The organism is Citrobacter sp. Cu233 (genome assembly GCF_030332225.1).
GTDB lineage: Bacteria > Pseudomonadota > Gammaproteobacteria > Enterobacterales > Enterobacteriaceae > Citrobacter.
The window spans coordinates 33,022-51,022 of record NZ_JAOWIF010000021.1; the positions used below are offsets into that span (position 1 = coordinate 33,022).

Consider the following 18,001-nt stretch of genomic DNA (forward strand, 5'->3'; position numbering starts at 1 on the left):
CTTCGGTGTGGTTATTTTGGATTGTCATACGCCTGTGGGATTTGTAGGCCGGGTAAACATAGCGTCACCCCGGCAATAATGCGGAGAAGCGTCGTGAAGCGACCAGCGCTGATATTGGTTTGCCTGTTATTACAAGCGTGTTCAGCTACCACCGAAGGGCTGGGTCATTCGCTGTGGGAGAGTGTGTTTGAGTCACCCGGCGTTCTGATGACGGATGATGAAATCCAAAATATGCCTTACGCCAGCCAGTATATGCAGCTCAACGGCGGTCCCCAGCTGTTTGTCGTGCTCGCTTTTACCGAAAACGGGCAGCAGAAATGGGTGACTCAGGATCAGGCTATTCTCGTGACGCAGCATGGGCGACTGGTGAAAACGCAACTCGGTGGCGACAACCTGATCGAGGTGAATAATCTGGCGGCTGATCCACTGATCAAGCCCAATCAGATAGTCGATGGCGTAACGTGGACTCGCACGATGGGCTGGACCGAGTATCAGCAGGTGCGCTACGCCATCGCTCGTTCCGTCTTCAAATGGGATGGCCCTGATAGCATCAGCGTGGGCAGCGAAGAGACCGCGGTTCGGGTGCTGGTCGAAGAAGTGACGACCGATCAGGCGCACTGGCATAACCGCTACTGGATCGACAGTGAAGGACAAATCCGTCAGTCAGAGCAGTATCTGGGCGCACATTTCTTCCTGGTGAAAACCACGCTGATTAAGGCGGCAAAACCATGATGAAACAGACAATTACCGCGTTGCTCGTCAGTCTGAGCATGTCATCTGTTTTTGCCGCTGGTGACGTAAACGTGATGATCGCAGGCCACTCAGAACCGCAGACGTTGACCGGTGCTGAACATCTGATCGATCTGGTGGGGCAGCCACGATTAAGCAACAGCTGGTGGCCGGCAGCGGCTCTCGGTGAAGCGCAAGCCACTATCACGGCGCAACGTCAGCAGCAGGCATTACTGGCACGCCTGGCGGCGCTGAGTGCAGAGGAAAGTGGTGAGGATGCTGCAGCGATTAACGCGCTACGCCAGCAGATTCAGGCAGTGAAGATAACCGGCAGGCAGAAGATTAACCTCGACCCGGATGTTGTGCGCGTCAGCGAACGAGGCAACCCGCCGTTGCAGGGCAATTACACGCTGTGGGTTGGTCCACAGCCAACGGAGATAACGCTATTTGGCTTGCTAAGTCGTCCGGGTAAACAACCGTTTATGCCCGGCCGCGATGTGGCCAGTTATCTCGCTGAACAATATCGGCTCAGCGGTGCAGATCGTAGCTACGCCTGGGTCGTCTATCCCGACGGACGCACACAAAAAGTACCGGTCGCCTACTGGAACAAACGTCACATTGAGCCGATGCCCGGCAGCATCATTTTTGTCGGACTTTCCGAAGCCGTCTGGAGCAACGTTCCAGATGAAATCAATGCCGATGTTCTTCGCACCCTGACTCAGCGGATCCCTGAATAATGAGAAAAACTTATCTGCTCAGCCTGTTGGGGCTGGGCGTGAGCGTTGCCTGCCACGGTGAAACCTGGCCTGCACCTGTTGGACCATCACAGTCCGATTTTGGCGGCGTGGGGCTGCTGCAAACCCCGACTGCGCGGATGGCCCGTGAAGGTGAAATGAGCTTCAACTACCGCGATAACGATCAATACCGTTACTACTCAGGGTCGGTGCAGCTTTTCCCCTGGCTGGAAACCACGCTGCGCTATACCGATGTTCGCACTAAAAAGTACAGCAGTGTGGCGTCGTTTTCTGGCGATCAGACATACAAGGATAAGGCGTTTGACCTCAAACTGCGGTTGTGGGAAGAGAGCTACTGGATGCCGCAGGTCGCGGTTGGTGCACGGGATATTGGTGGAACCGGTTTGTTTGATGCGGAGTACATTGTGGCGAGTAAAACCTGGGGACCGTTTGATTTCTCACTGGGCCTTGGCTGGGGGTATCTCGGGACCAGCGGTAATGTCAGCAACCCGCTGTGTTCCTACAGCGATAAATTCTGTTATCGCGACAATAGCTACAAACAGGCGGGTTCTATCGATGGTAGTCAGATGTTCCATGGTCCGGCATCGTTGTTTGGCGGTGTGGAATATCAAACACCCTGGCAGCCGCTGCGTTTGAAGCTGGAGTATGAAGGCAATAATTATCAGCAGGATTTTGCGGGTAAGCTGGATCAGAAGAGCAAGTTTAACGTCGGCGCTATTTATCGCGTCACCGATTGGGCCGACGTTAACCTCAGCTACGAACGCGGCAACACTTTTATGTTTGGCTTCACGCTGCGTACCAACTTTAACGATCTGCGACCCGCGTATAATGACAATGCCCGCCCGAAATATCAGCCCCAGCCCCAGGATGCCATCCTGCAACATTCGGTGGTGGCGAATCAGCTAACGCTGCTGAAATACAACGCCGGCCTGGCAGACCCTAAAATCCAGGTACAGGGCGATACGCTGTACGTCACCGGTGAACAGATGAAATATCGGGACTCACGTGAAGGGATCGAACGTGCCAACCGGATCGTGATGAACGATCTCCCCGACGGGATCCGCACGATCCGCATTACGGAGAATCGCCTGAACCTGCCGCAGGTGACGACCGAAACGGAGGTTTCCAGCCTCAAGCGCCATCTGGAAGGCGAGCCGTTGGGCCATGAAACCCAACTGGCGCAAAAACGCATCGAGCCTGTCGTGCCACAAACCACTGAGCAGGGCTGGTATATCGACAAATCACGTTTTGATTTTCATATCGATCCGGTTCTTAACCAGTCGGTGGGCGGCCCGGAAAACTTCTATATGTATCAACTGGGCGTGATGGGAACGGCGGATTTGTGGGTCACGGATCACCTGCTGACCACCGGTAGCTTGTTTGCCAACCTCGCCAATAACTACGACAAGTTTAACTACACTAACCCACCGCAGGACTCGCATTTACCGCGGGTGCGTACCCATGTGCGTGAGTATGTACAGAACGACGTCTACGTGAATAACCTGCAGGCCAATTACTTCCAGTCTCTCGGTAATGGATTCTACGGACAGGTTTATGGCGGTTATCTGGAAACCATGTATGGCGGGGTGGGTGCGGAAGTGTTGTACCGCCCATTGGACGGTAACTGGGCGTTTGGCATTGACGCCAACTACGTGAAACAGCGTGACTGGCGTAGCGCACAGGACATGATGAAGTTCACCGACTACAGCGTGAAGACCGGGCATTTGACGGCTTACTGGAATCCTTCGTTTGCTCAGGATGTTCTGGTGAAAGCCAGTGTGGGTCAGTATCTGGCCGGGGATAAAGGTGGAACGCTGGAGATCGCCAAACGCTTCGATAGCGGCGTGGTAGTTGGCGGCTATGCGACCATGACCAATGCATCGCCGGACGAGTACGGAGAGGGGGATTTCACCAAAGGGGTGTACGTTTCCGTGCCGCTGGATCTGTTCTCCTCTGGCCCAACCCGCAGCCGTGCGGCGATAGGCTGGACACCGTTAACGCGTGATGGTGGTCAGCAGCTTGGGCGTAAGTTTGGTTTGTACGATATGACCAGTGACAGGAGTGAGAACTTCCGTTGATGTGAATGTTGATCGCCTGGTGGCGCAATGCTTACCGGGCCTACGGTAGGCCGGATAAGGCAAGCCACTATCCGGCAAGAATCTTTGTGCGAACAAAATATAAACAAAAAATGTAGATCTCTGTCACATTTTTGCGTTATACAGGAACCTCGCCACTGAGTAAGAGGTGCTGTTATGACGTCGCTATCTCGTCCGCGCGTGGAGTTTATCTCCACCATCTTGCAGACCGTGCTGAATCTGGGGCTGCTGAGTTTGGGCCTGATCCTGGTCGTATTCCTCGGGAAAGAAACGCTGCATCTGGCAGATGTGTTGTTCGCGCCGGAACAAACCAGCAAATATGAGCTGGTGGAAGGGCTGGTGGTTTATTTTCTGTACTTTGAATTTATCGCGCTGATTGTGAAGTACTTTCAGTCAGGGTTTCACTTTCCGCTACGCTACTTTGTCTATATTGGGATCACTGCGATTGTGCGGTTGATCATTGTCGATCATAAAGCACCCATGGATGTGCTGATCTATTCTGCGGCGATCCTGCTGCTGGTGATCACCCTGTGGCTGTGCAACTCGAAGCGGTTGAAGCGAGAGTAAAAAAATAACACGCCGTTGAGGCGGCGTGTTGCAGGTCAGTCTTATTGTGCAGAGACAGGTCTGGTTTTCTCTGCTGCGGGTTCCCACAGCTCTTCAAGTTCTTCCAGTGTTTTGCCTTTGGTTTCCGGCACGAACTTCCACATGAACAGCGCAGCCAGAATGCCCATACAACCGTAAATCCAGTAGGAGAAACCGTTGTGGAAATGGGAAACTAACCAGGAGTTTTTGTCCATCATCGGGAAGGTCCAGGAGACGAAGTAGTTCGCCAGCCACTGGGCCGCGACCGCAATGGCGAGTGCTTTACCGCGAATCGCGTTCGGGAAGATTTCTGCCAGCAATACCCAACACACCGGTCCCCAGGACATAGCGAATGCTGCGACATAAAACAGCATCGACAGTAGCGCCACCAGGCCGGAAGCCTGCGTATAAAATGCAGTGCCGAGGCTGAACATCCCAATTGCCATGCCGAGTGCGCCAATGATCTGCAGCGGTTTGCGACCAAATTTGTCCACCGTCATGATAGCCAGCACGGTGAAGCTTAGGTTGATTACGCCGACAATAATGGTCTGCAATAGCGCCACATCGGTGCTAGCGCCAAGCGTTTTGAAGACTTCAGGTGCGTAGTACAGTACGACATTGATGCCGACAAACTGCTGGAAGATGGATAGCATCACGCCGATGACGATCACGCCTGCACCAAACATCAACAGACGACCACCGGTTTTGCGGCCATGTTCGAGTGACTGATTAATCTCCTGCATTGCCTGAGTGGCGAGTGTGCTGCCCATAATCTTGCGCAGAATACCTTCTGCCTGCTCATGTCTGCCGCGCGCCATCAGCCAACGTGGGCTTTCTGGTACGGTATACAGCAGCAGTAAAAACAGCAGGGCGGGGATACTTTCGGAGGCAAACATATATCGCCAGCCATCGGTATTCAGCCAGTTGGCATCACCAGAACGGGCAATAAAATAGTTAACACAGTACACCAGCAACTGGCCAAAAATAATCGCGAATTGGTTAAAGGAAACCAGTTTCCCACGAATGTGTGCCGGAGCCAGCTCAGCAATATACATAGGTGAAAGCATGGAAGCTAAACCTACGCCAATACCACCGATGATGCGATAAATAACGAATTCGGGGACGTATCCTGCTAAATAAACAGGCACAGCATTATCGGGGTTTATGGTGGTAAAACCTAATTCTGGCCATGCGGAACCGATGCCTGAAATAAAAAATAACAGCGCGGCGATTTTCAGAGAATCCCGGCGACCAAACCGGTTACTGCAATATCCGCCAAGCGCACCGCCGATGATACAGCCAATCAGTGCACTGGCAACACAGAAACCCAACAGCGAGTTAGCAGCGGATTCACTGAGGTTTTGTGGGGCAACAAAAACGGTATTTAAGGACTCTACCGTACCGGATATGACCGCCGTGTCATAACCAAATAATAGGCCTCCTAATGTAGCCACTAGCGTAATCGAAAATATATAGCTGGAATTATATTGGGTATTCATTCAGACCTGCCTTAGACGATACAGCTCTTTTTATCAGTGTTGGAGATGGTGGATTTAACAGGCAGGGAAGACAATTATCATTTTTTACATTGCAATTACGTTTTGTCTTTTCTGTGATCTTAGCTCTGTTTAATATGTTGCAAGCCAGGTGGGGAATTGAATTGCAGTGATGGAGAGCACGAAAGGAAATAATCATAACGGTAATGCAAAATAACATAAAAAAAGGGCGCTCCGTAGAGCGCCGAATAACAGTCACAGGTTGGGATAACATAAGTTGAGGGTTGCAGTGGCATTGCCCGTTGCCGGGCGGGGTAACACAACTACTTTGATGAAACTTAACCTTTCACACCACCCGCGGTCAGGCCGTTGACCAGCCAGCGCTGCGCCAACAGGAATACCAGCGTGATCGGAATGGCGGAAAGTACAGCTGCGGCGGCAAAGTCGCCCCACAAATAGTTCTGTGGATTGAGGTACTGCTGCATGCCTACCGCAAGGGTGTAGCTGTTCACATCACGCAGCAGCAGTGATGCGACCGGGACTTCAGTAATTGCGGCAATGAACGACAGAATAAACACGACCGCCAGAATCGGTACCGAGAGCGGCAACAACACCAGGCGGAAAGCCTGCCACGGCGTGGCGCCATCCAACGCGGCCGCTTCTTCCAGCGAACCATCGATGGTTTCGAAATAGCCTTTAATCGTCCACACATGCAGTGCGATACCGCCAAGATAAGCGAAGATCACGCCGCCATGGGTGTTGAGACCAATAAACGGAATATATTGGCCCAGACGGTCAAACAACGCGTATAACGCCACCAGAGACAGCACCGCCGGGAACATCTGGAAAATTAGCATCCCTTTCAGCAGTGTTGCTTTGCCCGGGAAACGCATGCGGGCAAAGGCATAAGCACAAGTGGTGGAGAGTGTCACGATACCGATCGCGGTAATGGTGGCCACCTTCACTGAGTTCCACAGCCACAACAGCACCGGGAAAGGCGGTGGCGTCACACGGCCATCCGCGTGCTCTACGCTAAAGCCCAGCGCCAGTTTCCAGTGCTCCCAGGAGATCGTTTCCGGAATCAGACTGCCGGTGGCAAAGTTACCCTCACGTAGCGAGATGGCAATAACCATCAGCAGCGGAAACATGATCGCCGCGATAAAAATCAGCAGCAGCAGGTGCGTTGTTAAGAGACGCAGTTTCTGAGATTTGGGTTGTACCATAGCCATGTTCGTTGTCTCCCTTAATCAAACTTCATACGTGTGGCTTTCAGGTTCACGATGGCCAGTGCGCCTACCAGCAGGAAGATCAGTGTGGCAATCGCGGCCGCCAGACCGAAGTCCTGCCCGCCACCACCTTCAAAGGCAATACGGTAGGTGTAGCTCACGAGCAGGTCGGTATAACCGGCAGGCGTGGTGGTGCCAAGTCGATCCGGGCCACCGTTGGTCAACAGCTGAATCAGCACGAAGTTGTTAAAGTTAAAGGCAAAGCTGGCAATCATCAGCGGCGTTAGCGGCTTAATCAGCAACGGCAGCGTAATCTTAAAGAAGTTCTGGAACGGGCCTGCGCCATCCATTGCTGAGGCTTCGTACAGGTCGTCCGGAATCGCCTTCAGCAGGCCCATGCACAGGATCATCATGTACGGATAGCCCAACCAGGTGTTGACGATGATAATCATCGAACGGGCAGTGGTCGGGTCGCTGAACCAGGCCGGTTTGACGCCAAACAGCGCACTCAGCATCATGTTGATTTCACCAAAGCTCTGGTTGAACAAGCCTTTGAAAATCAGGATCGAGATAAACGACGGGACGGCGTAGGGCAGGATCAGCAGGACGCGGTAAATCGCTTTGCCTTTCAGGGATTCCCACTGCACCAGACAGGCCAGAACCATCCCTACCGCAACGGTGAGGATTACCGTCAGGACTGAGAACACCACTGTCCAGACGAAGATGGCGAAGAACGGCTTCTGGATGCCTTCATCGGTAAAGACGCGGGTGAAGTTGTCCCACCCAATAGCGACGGTATAGCCTGGACTGAGTTTTTCTGTCCCCCAGCTTCCGTCAGCGTTAATTGCCTGATAGTAACCAACATCGTTGTTAGCACGGTATTTTACGCCGCTCTGGTTATTGGTAAGCGTGCCGTCATCAGCCAGGGAGTAGAGCGGCTGCGTGCCGGAGAACTGACGCAGTGAACTCATGATAACTTTGCTTTCATCCGGCAGAATGGCCGTTAACTGCGTCAGCGCCTGACGATTCTGGGTGATGGTACGCAGCGTCGCGCGTTCGCCAGTTGGCAGTGCATCAGCGTCCTTCAGTTGCAGTTTTTGCTCGCCGCCAAATTTAAAGGCGTCGGAAACGTAATTTTTTCCTGTTTCACCGTCGGTAAGGGCCAGTTGCCACTCATCACCCGCCGGATACAAGCCGAAATTATAGGTTTTGCCTGCCTGATATGAACGCTCCATCAGAACTTGTTGAGCGCGTTCAAAGGTCAGCTGGTTAGTACTGCTGTAGTTGGTAAAAGCAATGGCGATGGTGCAAACCAGCGGGAACAGGACAAACAGTCCCATACCGGCGACGCCAGGATAAACATAGCGCCAGGCATAAGTTTTACGGTTAGCGAAAATATACAGGCCAGCAGAGCTTAAAATCAGCGTCATGATGGCAAACAGGTACTCCCCCTGAGCATACATCAAAACAACAAGGTAACCGACCAGTAGCCCAAGCAGACCCATCACTGACCATTTCAGCGTGTCGCTTTGCCACCAGTGTTTCTTTTTAATGACATCCATGGGGTTCAATCCTCTTTACGCTTTATCTTTCGCACTACCTCTTTGTTGGCTGCGGAAGCGCACCCCAGTCACTTACTTATGTAAGCTCCTGGGGATTTGCCTCCTTGCCGCCTCGATGTAGCGCGAATGGTTTGCGTAACAACGTATTCAATAAACCTGATTCCCTAAGAAATAAGGGAAACCGTATTACTTGGTGATACGACCCTGCGCGTCTTTCAGTGCAGCATCAACAGTCTGACGACCGCTGGCGGCGTTGATCACTGCGGTACGAACGGCGTACCAGAATGCTGACATCTGCGGGATGTTCGGCATAATTTCGCCTTTCTGGGCGTTATCCATGGTGGCAGCGATGCGTGGATCTTTTGCTAATTGATCCTGGAAGGATTTCAGCGCAACGGCACCCAGCGGTTTGTCCTTGTTCACTTCATCCAGACCCTGATCGGTCAGCAGGTAGTTTTCGAGGAACTCTTTCGCCAGTTCTTTGTTCGGGCTGGCGGCGTTAATACCGGCGCTCAGTACCCCAACAAACGGTTTAGACGCTTTGCCTTTGAAGGTTGGCAGCAGCGTTACGCCGTAGTTGATTTTGCTCTTGTCGATGTTCGACCATGCCCACGGGCCGTTAATGGTCATCGCGGTATCGCCTTTGTTAAAGGCCGCTTCAGCGATGGAATAGTCGGTATCCGCGTTCATGTGTTTGTTCTTGATGAGATCAACCAGGAAGGTCAGACCGGCTTTCGCGCCAGCGTTATCCACGCCGACGTCTTTCACATCGTACTTGCCGTTTTCAAACTTGAATGCGTAACCACCGTCGGCAGCAATCAGCGGCCAGGTGAAGTACGGTTCTTGCAGGTTGAACATCAGTGCAGATTTACCTTTCGCCTTCAGCTCTTTATCCAGCGCAGGGATTTCTTCCCAGGTTTTTGGCGGGTTCGGAACGAGGTCTTTGTTATAAATCAGTGACAGTGCTTCAACCGCGATTGGGTAGGCAATCAGCTTGCCGTTATAGCGTACGGCATCCCAGGTGAATGGATAGAGTTTGTCCTGGAACGCTTTGTCCGGGGTGATTTCGGCCAGCAGACCAGACTGTGCGTAACCGCCAAAACGGTCATGCGCCCAGAAGATAATGTCCGGGCCATCGCCGGTCGCGGCAACCTGCGGGAATTTTTCTTCCAGCTTGTCAGGGTGCTCAATGGTGACTTTGATACCCGTGTCTTTCTCGAATTTTTTGCCCACTTCAGCGAGGCCGTTGTAACCTTTATCGCCGTTAATCCAGATAACCAGCTTACCTTCTTCAATCTTGGCGAGAGCCGAGGCGGAGAACATCATCGTCGTCAATGCGGACAATGCGAGGATGCGTGCGCCAGTTTTGATTTTCATAGTTCCCATCCTGTTTGGTGATTTTGCAGAGGTGGCTTAACGGTTACTAGTTTCTTTATACGACAACCTCTTTCCATCCTCCTTACCCCTACGCCCCACCGGTTCTTTATGTGATCTGTGTTACATAAATGTGAGTAATGCGTACTGGCGCACATAAAAACCCAGTGATTTTTGCAACCGACATCACGAAATTCCTCCACGGCGTACAGCCAGGGTCTCAGACGCTGTTCTCTCATCCTCCCGCCTCCTCCCCCATAAAAAAGCTGGGGGGTGGAGGATTTACGCAGTTAAGGGATAACGCATAGTCAATCCATCAATGAATGTTGCTGTCGATGACAGGTTGTAACGAAGGGAGAAGGGCATGGCGAGCGTACAGCTGCGAAATGTAACGAAAGCCTGGGGTGACGTGGTGGTATCGAAAGATATCAATCTCGACATTCACGAAGGGGAATTCGTGGTGTTTGTCGGACCGTCAGGCTGCGGTAAGTCAACCTTGCTGCGTATGATCGCCGGACTTGAAACAATCACCAGTGGTGATTTGTTTATCGGGGAGACCCGGATGAACGATATCCCGCCCGCCGAACGTGGTGTGGGGATGGTCTTCCAGTCCTATGCGCTGTATCCCCATTTGTCCGTCGCAGAAAACATGTCATTCGGCCTCAAACTCGCTGGTGCGAAAAAAGAGGTGATGAACCAGCGTGTTAATCAGGTTGCGGAGGTGCTGCAACTGGCCCATCTGCTGGAGCGTAAACCCAAAGCGCTCTCCGGTGGACAACGTCAGCGTGTGGCGATTGGCCGAACGTTGGTTGCAGAGCCGCGTGTCTTTCTGTTGGACGAACCGCTGTCAAACCTCGATGCCGCACTGCGCGTGCAGATGCGTATAGAAATCTCCCGCCTGCATAAGCGTCTTGGTCGCACGATGATTTACGTCACCCACGATCAGGTCGAAGCGATGACCCTGGCCGATAAAATTGTGGTGCTGGATGCCGGTCGCGTTGCGCAGGTTGGCAAACCCCTGGAGCTGTACCACTACCCGGCAGACCGCTTTGTTGCCGGGTTTATTGGTTCGCCAAAGATGAACTTCCTGCCGGTGAAAGTGACGGCAACGGCGATCGATCAGGTTCAGGTTGAGCTGCCTAACCGCCAGCAAATATGGCTACCAGTGGAAAGCCGCGCGGTGCAGGTCGGCGCCAATATGTCTTTAGGTATCCGCCCGGAACATCTGCTGCCCAGCGATATTGCTGATGTCACCCTCGAAGGTGAAGTACAGGTAGTCGAGCAGCTGGGTCACGAAACACAAATCCATATCCAGATCCCCGCCATCCGTCAGAACCTGGTTTACCGCCAGAACGACGTGGTGTTGGTAGAAGAGGGTGCCACATTCGCTATCGGCCTGCCGCCAGAGCGTTGCCATCTGTTCCGTGAGGATGGCACTGCATGTCGTCGGTTGCATCAGGAGCCGGGCGTTTAAGGTCCCCATAAAAAAACGAAACGCAAAACCATTCGTAGTTGCAGAAGGTGGCAGCGTTTAAAGAAAAGCAATGATCTCAGGAGATAGAACGATGATTACTCTGCGCAAACTCCCTCTGGCGGTTGCTGTGGCAGCAGGCATTATGTCTGTTCAGGCAATGGCTGTGGATTTCCATGGTTATGCTCGTTCCGGCATTGGCTGGACAGGTAGCGGCGGTGAACAACAATGTTTCCAGGCAACCGGTGCCCAAAGTAAATACCGTCTTGGTAACGAATGTGAAACCTATGCGGAAATCAAATTAGGTCAGGAAGTGTGGAAAGAGGGCGATAAGAGCTTCTACTTCGACACCAACGTTGCCTACTCCGTTGCACAGCAGAATGACTGGGAAGCGACCGATCCTGCTTTCCGCGAAGCCAACGTGCAGGGTAAAAACCTGATTGAATGGCTGCCGGGTTCCACCATCTGGGCCGGTAAGCGCTTCTATCAGCGTCACGACGTCCATATGATCGACTTCTACTACTGGGATATTTCAGGTCCTGGTGCCGGTATTGAAAACATCGATCTGGGCTTCGGTAAACTGTCTCTGGCCGCAACCCGTTCTCAGGAAGCGGGTGGTTCTTACACCTTCAGTAGCCAGAATATCTACGACACATCCAAAGATACCGCGAACGACGTATTCGACATGCGTTTAGCGCAGATGGCCATTAACCCGGACGGCATGCTGGAACTGGGTGTTGACTACGGTCGTGCGAATAAAACTGACGGTTATAGCTACGCGGATAGCGCTTCTAAAGATGGCTGGATGTTCACTGCAGAACATACCCAGAGCATGCTGAAGGGCTATAACAAGTTCGTGGTTCAGTATGCAACTGATGCGATGACCACGCAGGGTAAAGGTGGCTCGCAGGGTACTTACGGTTCAACCTTCGATACCCAGGCAACACCAAATGATCCCGTTATCCATCATGTAAACAACAACATCAATAACAACGGTAGCCTGGTGCGCGTACTTGACCACGGTGCTATCTCTCTGGGCGACAAGTGGGACCTGATGTACGTCGGTATGTATCAGAATATCGACATGGATAACGACCTGGGTACTGAATGGTACACCGTGGGTATTCGTCCGATGTACAAATGGACACCAATCATGAGCACCCTGATGGAAGTCGGCTACGACAACGTCAAATCTCAACAGACTGGCGATCGCAACAGCCAATACAAAATCACCCTGGCGCAACAGTGGCAGGCAGGCGACAGCATCTGGTCTCGTCCGGCAATCCGCGTCTTTGCAACCTATGCCAAATGGGATGAAGAATGGGGCTACGTGAAAAACGGAGATTCGGTCTCTAAATATGCTGCTGCAACCAACTCCGGTATCAGCACCACCAGCCGTGGCGATAGCGACGAGTGGTCCTTCGGTGCCCAGATGGAAATCTGGTGGTAATCCGGCATTAACCTGACGTAATGACCTAAAGAGGGGCGTAAGCCCCTCTTACTTACGGTTTAGCGCGCTATTGCCTGGCCACCGCTGAACCCATGCTATCTGAGGTGATAACAATGAAAATGAAGAAAAGTCTCGTTGCCCTTTGTTTATCGGCAGGGTTATTTGCCAGCGTCCCTGGAATCAGCCTGGCCGATGTGAATATCGTTCCGCAGGACACCGCCGCTGCACCGTCGATTCCGACGGCTGCGTTGCAACAGCTGGCCTGGACGCCAGTCGATCAATCGAAAACCCAGTCAACCCCGTTGGCGACAGCGGGGCAGCGTCTGGACATTGCTGGTATTAGCGGCCCGGTTGCCGCCTATAGCGTACCGGCCAACATTGGTGAACTGACCCTGACACTGAGCAGTGAAGTTAACAAACAAACCAGTGTATTTGCGCCAAACGTCTTAATTCTTGATCAGAATATGACGCCATCTGCGTTCTTCCCCAGCAGTTACTTTACCTACCAGGCTCCGGGTGTGATGAGTGCGGATCGCCTGGAAGGGGTGATGCGTCTGACGCCAGCGCTGGGACAGCAGAAGCTTTATGTTCTGGTCTTTACCACCGAGAAAGATCTCCAGCAGACCACCACCCTGCTTGACCCGGCGAAAGCGTATGCCAAGGGCGTGGGCAACGCTGTTCCGGATATTCCGGACCCGATTGCCCGCCATACTACCGATGGTCTGGTGAAACTACAGGTGAAAACTAACAGCACCTCCAGCGTGCTGGTTGGGCCGTTATTTGGTTCCTCTGGCCCAGGTCCAGTGACGGTGGGTAATACCGCAGCGCCTGCAGTAGCCTATGCGGCTCCGGCTACCGCGGTCGCCGCGCCGGCACCGCAACCGGTGAAGAAAAGCGAACCGATGCTGAATGACACTGAGAACTATTTTAACCAGGCGATTAAAGATGCCGTGGCGAAAGGTGATGTTGATAAAGCGCTGAAGCTGCTTGATGAAGCTGAACGTCTGGGATCAAAATCTGCCCGTTCCACCTTTATCAGCAGTGTAAAAGGCAAGGGGTAACCATCTCCCCACATTGTTGATTTTGCAACAACTGGTGCGTCTCCTGGCGCACCTTTTTTTATCCTTCGATGCTGATTGTTACACTTATGTTGCTCTACCGATCACTTAATCGTGTTTGCTCACCCCGCAAAGCCTTTTCTGCGATACAATGCCCTCAGGTTATGAATCGGAGAGTAAGGCATGCCACACCCCGCGTTAACGCAACTGCGTGCTCTGCGTTATTTTGATGCGATCCCGTCGCTTGCCCCCCAATTGCTCGACTGGTTGTTACTGGAAGATTCCATGACCAAACGTTTTGAGCAGCAGGGAAAACAGGTCACCGTAACATTGATACGAGAAGGATTCGTTGGGCAAAATGAGGTCGCTGAAGAGTTGACGTTGCTGCCGACAGAACCCCGCTATTGGTTGCGGGAAATCCTGTTATGCGCAGATGGTGAGCCGTGGCTTGCCGGTCGGACCGTAGTGCCGGAATCCACCTTGTGCGGCCCCGAACTGGCTTTACAAAATCTGGGGAAAACTCCGCTCGGGCGCTATCTGTTTACATCATCGACATTGACCCGCGATTTTATTGAGATTGGCCGCGATGCAGCGCTATGGGGGCGTCGTTCCCGCCTGCGGCTGAGCGGTAAGCCGCTGATGCTTACCGAGCTTTTTTTGCCTGCATCGCCGTTGTACTGAGAGGAAGATAAAGATGGAGTGGAGTCTGACGCAGAATAAGCTGCTGGCGTTTCACCGCTTGATGCGTACGGATAAGCCAATCGGTGCCTTACTGCTGCTCTGGCCGACGCTGTGGGCGCTGTGGGTAGCGACCCCTGGCGTACCGCAATTGTGGATACTGGCGGTGTTTGTCGCCGGTGTGTGGCTGATGCGCGCCGCCGGATGCGTCGTGAATGATTATGCCGACCGCAAATTTGACGGACACGTCAAACGCACGGCAAACCGACCGCTGCCGAGCGGTGCGGTGACAGAGAAAGAAGCCCGAATACTGTTTGTTGTGCTGGTGTTGCTCGCCTTCCTGCTGGTTCTGACGCTTAACACGATGACGATTTTGTTGTCCGTTGCGGCGTTAGCACTGGCGTGGGTTTATCCCTTTATGAAACGCTATACACACCTGCCGCAAGTGGTGTTGGGGGCGGCGTTTGGCTGGTCTATTCCCATGGCGTTCGCCGCCGTCAGTGAATCTGTACCGCTGAGCTGCTGGTTGATGTTCCTCGCCAATATTCTCTGGGCGGTGGCTTATGATACCCAGTACGCGATGGTTGATCGTGATGACGATCTGAAGATTGGCATTAAATCGACCGCCATTTTGTTTGGTCAGAACGATAAGCTGATTATTGGCATTCTGCAGGTTGGTGTTTTGGCGCTGATGGCGATGGTGGGCTGGTTGAATGGCTTAGGACTGGGCTATTACTGGTCACTACTGGTGGCGGGCGCGCTGTTTGTCTATCAGCAGAAACTGATTGTCGATCGTGAACGGGATGCCTGCTTTAAAGCGTTTATGAACAATAACTATGTGGGGTTGGTGCTGTTCTTAGGGCTGGCGATGAGCTACTGGCACCTTTGATTCTGGGTTAACCTGCAAAATAAAAACCGGTCAGTTCATTTTGACCGGTTTTTTTATGCTTACTCGCCCTGCGTTGCGCTTTCGATGGTCAGACGCACATCGGATGTGACCAGCTCGGCCAGCATCTGATAGATCTTCATCGTTTCTTCCGGTTCGGCATCACCGGTATCGCTGATGTAGCCCTCGTCACGCAGCGTCAGCACCAGAGAGCTGAACACGGCTTTATCGAAGAACTCAGGCGCGTTGATACCGTGCAGTACGGAAAGACGTTGCGCCACGGTACGGCTCTCTTTCTCCAGCGTACTGCGGTTGATGGACGGGTTTGCACTCAGCAGCCAGAAGGTAATGGCATAGCGCTGTAGTGTTTCACGCGCGCCCGCAGCCAACAGCTGAAGCGTGCGAGAGTGAACCGGGTTGATATGCAGCTCATCGTTCTGCAGAGTTATCAGACCCTGACGCTGCATTTCGTTGGCCAGCTCGTCAATCACGCCGGCAAGCTCATCGCGCTCCCAACGCAGGAACAGCTCTGCTTTCAGCATCGGGTACAGCGCGTCAATATGCTGTTGTAATGCGGCGCGTGAAATCCGACGGTGCTGAGTTACAATCGCTGCCATCAACGAAGGCAGAACCAGCATGTGCGCAATGTTGTTGCGGTAGTAGGTCATCAGTACCGCCTGCTCACGCGGCAGAATGATGATGTCACCGATGGTGTCTTTCTCAACCTCAAACTTGTTCATCTGCAAGGCGTGGTCGATCAGTTCACTGGCGCTTTGTGTGGGAACTGTCGAATCCGCAGCATACGGTACATTGCGTAGCAGGCTCAGGTAGCAATCGAGCTGTTCGGTTAGCTGCTCGCGAGTCAGAGAACGCTGACGGGAAGCCAGTAACGCGGTACAGCACAGGTTCATGGCGTTTGCTGCGCCCGCGTTGTTAATGCGTACCATCAGATCGGCAGCAATGTTATTCACTGTCGGCGTCAGCCAGGCCGGGCGAATAGACTCGATAGGATCGATAGATTCGCGCCACTCCGGCACATGCTGATTCAGGTAGGTCATCAATGGCATCGGTTCGCCAAAGTTAACGTAGCCCTGACCCAGATTACGTAGCTTGCTCAAACCGCGTAGCATTTGCGGCAGACTCTCTTTCTCTTTAGTCGCGCCACGCAGCTCTTTTGCGTAAGTCCCCACTTCCATCACGTGCTCGTAGCCGATGTAGATAGGCACCAGTGTAATGGGACGCGTACCGCCGCGCAGCATCGCCTGGATGGTCATCGACAGCGTGCCGGTTTTCGGGTCAAGCAGACGGCCGGTACGTGAGCGGCCACCTTCGACAAAGTATTCAACCGAGTAACCACGGCTGAACAACTCGCCCAGGTATTCGCGGAATACGGTGGAATAGAGCTTATTGCCTTTAAACGTACGACGAATAAAGAATGCGCCCAGACGGCGGAAAATCGGACCAGCCGGCCAGAAGTTCAGGTTGATCCCTGCAGCGATGTGCGGTGGAACCAGCCCCTGATGGTACAGAACATACGACAGCAGCATGTAGTCCATATGGCTGCGGTGGCACGGCACATAGACGATTTCATGCCCGTCGTGCGCCAGTTGGCGTACGCGCTCGGCATTGTGAACGTTAATTCCCTGGTACAGTCGGTTCCAGGTAAAGCCCAGGATACGGTCTGTCAGGCGGATCATCTCATAGGAGAAATTCGCGGCAATCTCTTCCATCAATGCGATAGCGTTTTGCTGCGCTTTTTCATGGGAGATTTTTTTGCTGCGAGCTTCATCTTCCACCGCGCGCGCGATGGCTTTTGAGGCCAGCAGTTTATTAAACAGATCCTGGCGGGCAGGGAGGCGAGGGCCAACCGCGGCTAAGCGCTGGCGGGCAAAGTGCATACGCGCGACGCGTGCCAGTTTCTGTGCGATGGTTTTATCTGTGCCGTGTTCGTCTGCCATGCGGCGCAGGGAGACGGAAGGTGAGAAGCGGACAAAACTGTCGCGTCCCAGCCAGGAGACGGCAAAGAATTTCTGTACGCCATTCAGCATGCGAAGTGGCGGATTGACCTCGCCTTTCTCGCGCCCTGGGGCACGGCCAAACATCACCGATACCGGCACCATCTGCACATCCAAATCGGGGTTGCTGCGATGCAGATCGAGATAGTTATGGAACAGCTTGATGGACTCTTCTTTTGGCGTGTAATAGGTGAATACACGCGGGCCGCCGTGTATAAACACGTAGCGCGGCAGCAAAGTCCCGTCTATCTCCAGCGGTTCCAGGGGATCGGGGAGGTCGTGCACCAGACATTGGGCACGCAGTGTCAGCAAGTCAGCTTTTGAGTTGTACGGTAAGACGTACATAATGGGACGAGAGGTATCGAGTCCCAATTCCGGGGCGGGTTCCGCCGGGATAGACTTGCTTTTTACCAGGATGCTTAATGGTAAATTCAGTAATTTGTAGTAAATTCGTGGCCAGCCGGACATAAACGATGTAAAGCCTCTGGTTAATAATGCAAATGCGCTGCAAGGATATCAGAAAGTTTAGTGAATTTCTGTGGTATCCCGTCATACTTCGCGCAGCTTTGCTTATGCCCTGAAACAAACAGGGTAACGATACAATGATACTAACGCTAATA

The 18,001-nt window shown here is 53.0% G+C and carries 14 protein-coding genes; 9 read left to right on the forward strand and 5 right to left on the reverse strand.

Annotated elements, in window-relative coordinates:
- Positions 1–93: 93 nt before the first annotated feature.
- From OGX95_RS00240 to psiE, 4 genes are all read left to right on the forward strand, one after another.
- Positions 94–732 (forward strand): YjbF family lipoprotein, encoded by a 639-nt coding sequence (locus OGX95_RS00240; RefSeq protein ID WP_286627877.1) that lies wholly within the window; start codon positions 94–96, stop codon positions 730–732.
- A complete protein-coding gene (locus tag OGX95_RS00245; RefSeq protein WP_286627878.1) occupies positions 729–1,466 on the forward strand; it encodes a capsule biosynthesis GfcC family protein in 738 nt (245 codons plus the stop codon). The genes OGX95_RS00240 and OGX95_RS00245 overlap by 4 nt, the downstream gene beginning before the upstream one ends.
- On the forward strand, positions 1,466–3,562 hold the full coding sequence (locus tag OGX95_RS00250) for a YjbH domain-containing protein (RefSeq protein ID WP_286627879.1): 2,097 nt from the start codon (positions 1,466–1,468) through the stop codon (positions 3,560–3,562). The genes OGX95_RS00245 and OGX95_RS00250 overlap by 1 nt, the downstream gene beginning before the upstream one ends.
- A 174-nt stretch (positions 3,563–3,736) precedes the next feature.
- On the forward strand, positions 3,737–4,147 hold the full coding sequence (psiE, locus tag OGX95_RS00255) for a phosphate-starvation-inducible protein PsiE (protein WP_003031674.1): 411 nt from the start codon (positions 3,737–3,739) through the stop codon (positions 4,145–4,147).
- A 41-nt stretch (positions 4,148–4,188) separates the two neighbouring features.
- On the opposite strand, the gene xylE is transcribed toward psiE, so the two are convergent.
- From xylE to malE, 4 genes are all read right to left on the reverse strand, one after another.
- Positions 4,189–5,664 carry a D-xylose transporter XylE gene (gene xylE, locus OGX95_RS00260; RefSeq protein WP_286627880.1) on the reverse strand — a complete coding sequence of 492 codons (1,476 nt, stop codon included), beginning with the start codon at positions 5,662–5,664 and terminating at the stop codon, positions 4,189–4,191.
- A 335-nt stretch (positions 5,665–5,999) separates the two neighbouring features.
- A complete protein-coding gene (gene malG / locus OGX95_RS00265) occupies positions 6,000–6,890 on the reverse strand; it encodes a maltose ABC transporter permease MalG (RefSeq protein WP_286627881.1) in 891 nt (296 codons plus the stop codon).
- A gap of 14 nt (positions 6,891–6,904) precedes the next feature.
- Entirely contained in the window at positions 6,905–8,449 is a 1,545-nt protein-coding gene (gene malF / locus OGX95_RS00270) for a maltose ABC transporter permease MalF (RefSeq protein ID WP_286627882.1), read from the reverse strand.
- Between the two features lie 186 nt (positions 8,450–8,635).
- Positions 8,636–9,826, reverse strand: a complete 1,191-nt coding sequence (malE, locus tag OGX95_RS00275) for a maltose/maltodextrin ABC transporter substrate-binding protein MalE (RefSeq protein WP_003031680.1) — start codon at positions 9,824–9,826, stop codon at positions 8,636–8,638.
- Positions 9,827–10,187: 361 nt separating this feature from the next.
- Here malE and malK point away from each other — a divergent pair, with 361 nt between their 5' ends.
- From malK to ubiA, 5 genes are all read left to right on the forward strand, one after another.
- Positions 10,188–11,297, forward strand: coding sequence for a maltose/maltodextrin ABC transporter ATP-binding protein MalK (gene malK, locus OGX95_RS00280; RefSeq protein ID WP_005132674.1), 1,110 nt, complete (start codon positions 10,188–10,190; stop codon positions 11,295–11,297).
- 91 nt (positions 11,298–11,388) lie between these two features.
- Positions 11,389–12,744: a maltoporin gene (locus OGX95_RS00285; protein ID WP_271449296.1), complete on the forward strand. Its 1,356-nt coding sequence runs from the start codon at positions 11,389–11,391 to the stop codon at positions 12,742–12,744.
- A 113-nt stretch (positions 12,745–12,857) separates the two neighbouring features.
- A complete protein-coding gene (malM, locus tag OGX95_RS00290; protein WP_286627883.1) occupies positions 12,858–13,805 on the forward strand; it encodes a maltose operon protein MalM in 948 nt (315 codons plus the stop codon).
- Positions 13,806–13,985: 180 nt separating this feature from the next.
- Positions 13,986–14,483, forward strand: a complete 498-nt coding sequence (gene ubiC / locus OGX95_RS00295) for a chorismate lyase (protein WP_286627884.1) — start codon at positions 13,986–13,988, stop codon at positions 14,481–14,483.
- A gap of 13 nt (positions 14,484–14,496) precedes the next feature.
- A complete protein-coding gene (ubiA, locus tag OGX95_RS00300; RefSeq protein ID WP_286627885.1) occupies positions 14,497–15,369 on the forward strand; it encodes a 4-hydroxybenzoate octaprenyltransferase in 873 nt (290 codons plus the stop codon).
- A gap of 59 nt (positions 15,370–15,428) precedes the next feature.
- Here ubiA and plsB read toward each other — a convergent pair whose 3' ends face one another.
- The gene (gene plsB, locus OGX95_RS00305; protein WP_286627886.1) at positions 15,429–17,849 is read right to left on the reverse strand and encodes a glycerol-3-phosphate 1-O-acyltransferase PlsB; all 2,421 of its coding nucleotides are present in this window, start codon (positions 17,847–17,849) and stop codon (positions 15,429–15,431) included.
- Positions 17,850–18,001 lie beyond the last annotated feature (152 nt).

Bases quoted from the DNA above. Each gene is read 5' to 3' on its own strand.
- malM (WP_286627883.1), top strand. From the start codon at position 12,858: ATGAAAATGAAGAAAAGTCTCGTTGCCCTTTGTTTATCGGCAGGGTTA.
- plsB (WP_286627886.1), bottom strand. From the start codon at position 17,849: ATGTCCGGCTGGCCACGAATTTACTACAAATTACTGAATTTACCATTA.
- malF (WP_286627882.1), bottom strand. From the start codon at position 8,449: ATGGATGTCATTAAAAAGAAACACTGGTGGCAAAGCGACACGCTGAAA.
- malE (WP_003031680.1), bottom strand. From the start codon at position 9,826: ATGAAAATCAAAACTGGCGCACGCATCCTCGCATTGTCCGCATTGACG.
- malG (WP_286627881.1), bottom strand. From the start codon at position 6,890: ATGGCTATGGTACAACCCAAATCTCAGAAACTGCGTCTCTTAACAACG.
- OGX95_RS00285 (WP_271449296.1), top strand. From the start codon at position 11,389: ATGATTACTCTGCGCAAACTCCCTCTGGCGGTTGCTGTGGCAGCAGGC.
- OGX95_RS00245 (WP_286627878.1), top strand. From the start codon at position 729: ATGATGAAACAGACAATTACCGCGTTGCTCGTCAGTCTGAGCATGTCA.
- psiE (WP_003031674.1), top strand. From the start codon at position 3,737: ATGACGTCGCTATCTCGTCCGCGCGTGGAGTTTATCTCCACCATCTTG.
- malK (WP_005132674.1), top strand. From the start codon at position 10,188: ATGGCGAGCGTACAGCTGCGAAATGTAACGAAAGCCTGGGGTGACGTG.
- OGX95_RS00250 (WP_286627879.1), top strand. From the start codon at position 1,466: ATGAGAAAAACTTATCTGCTCAGCCTGTTGGGGCTGGGCGTGAGCGTT.
- ubiA (WP_286627885.1), top strand. From the start codon at position 14,497: ATGGAGTGGAGTCTGACGCAGAATAAGCTGCTGGCGTTTCACCGCTTG.
- ubiC (WP_286627884.1), top strand. From the start codon at position 13,986: ATGCCACACCCCGCGTTAACGCAACTGCGTGCTCTGCGTTATTTTGAT.
- xylE (WP_286627880.1), bottom strand. From the start codon at position 5,664: ATGAATACCCAATATAATTCCAGCTATATATTTTCGATTACGCTAGTG.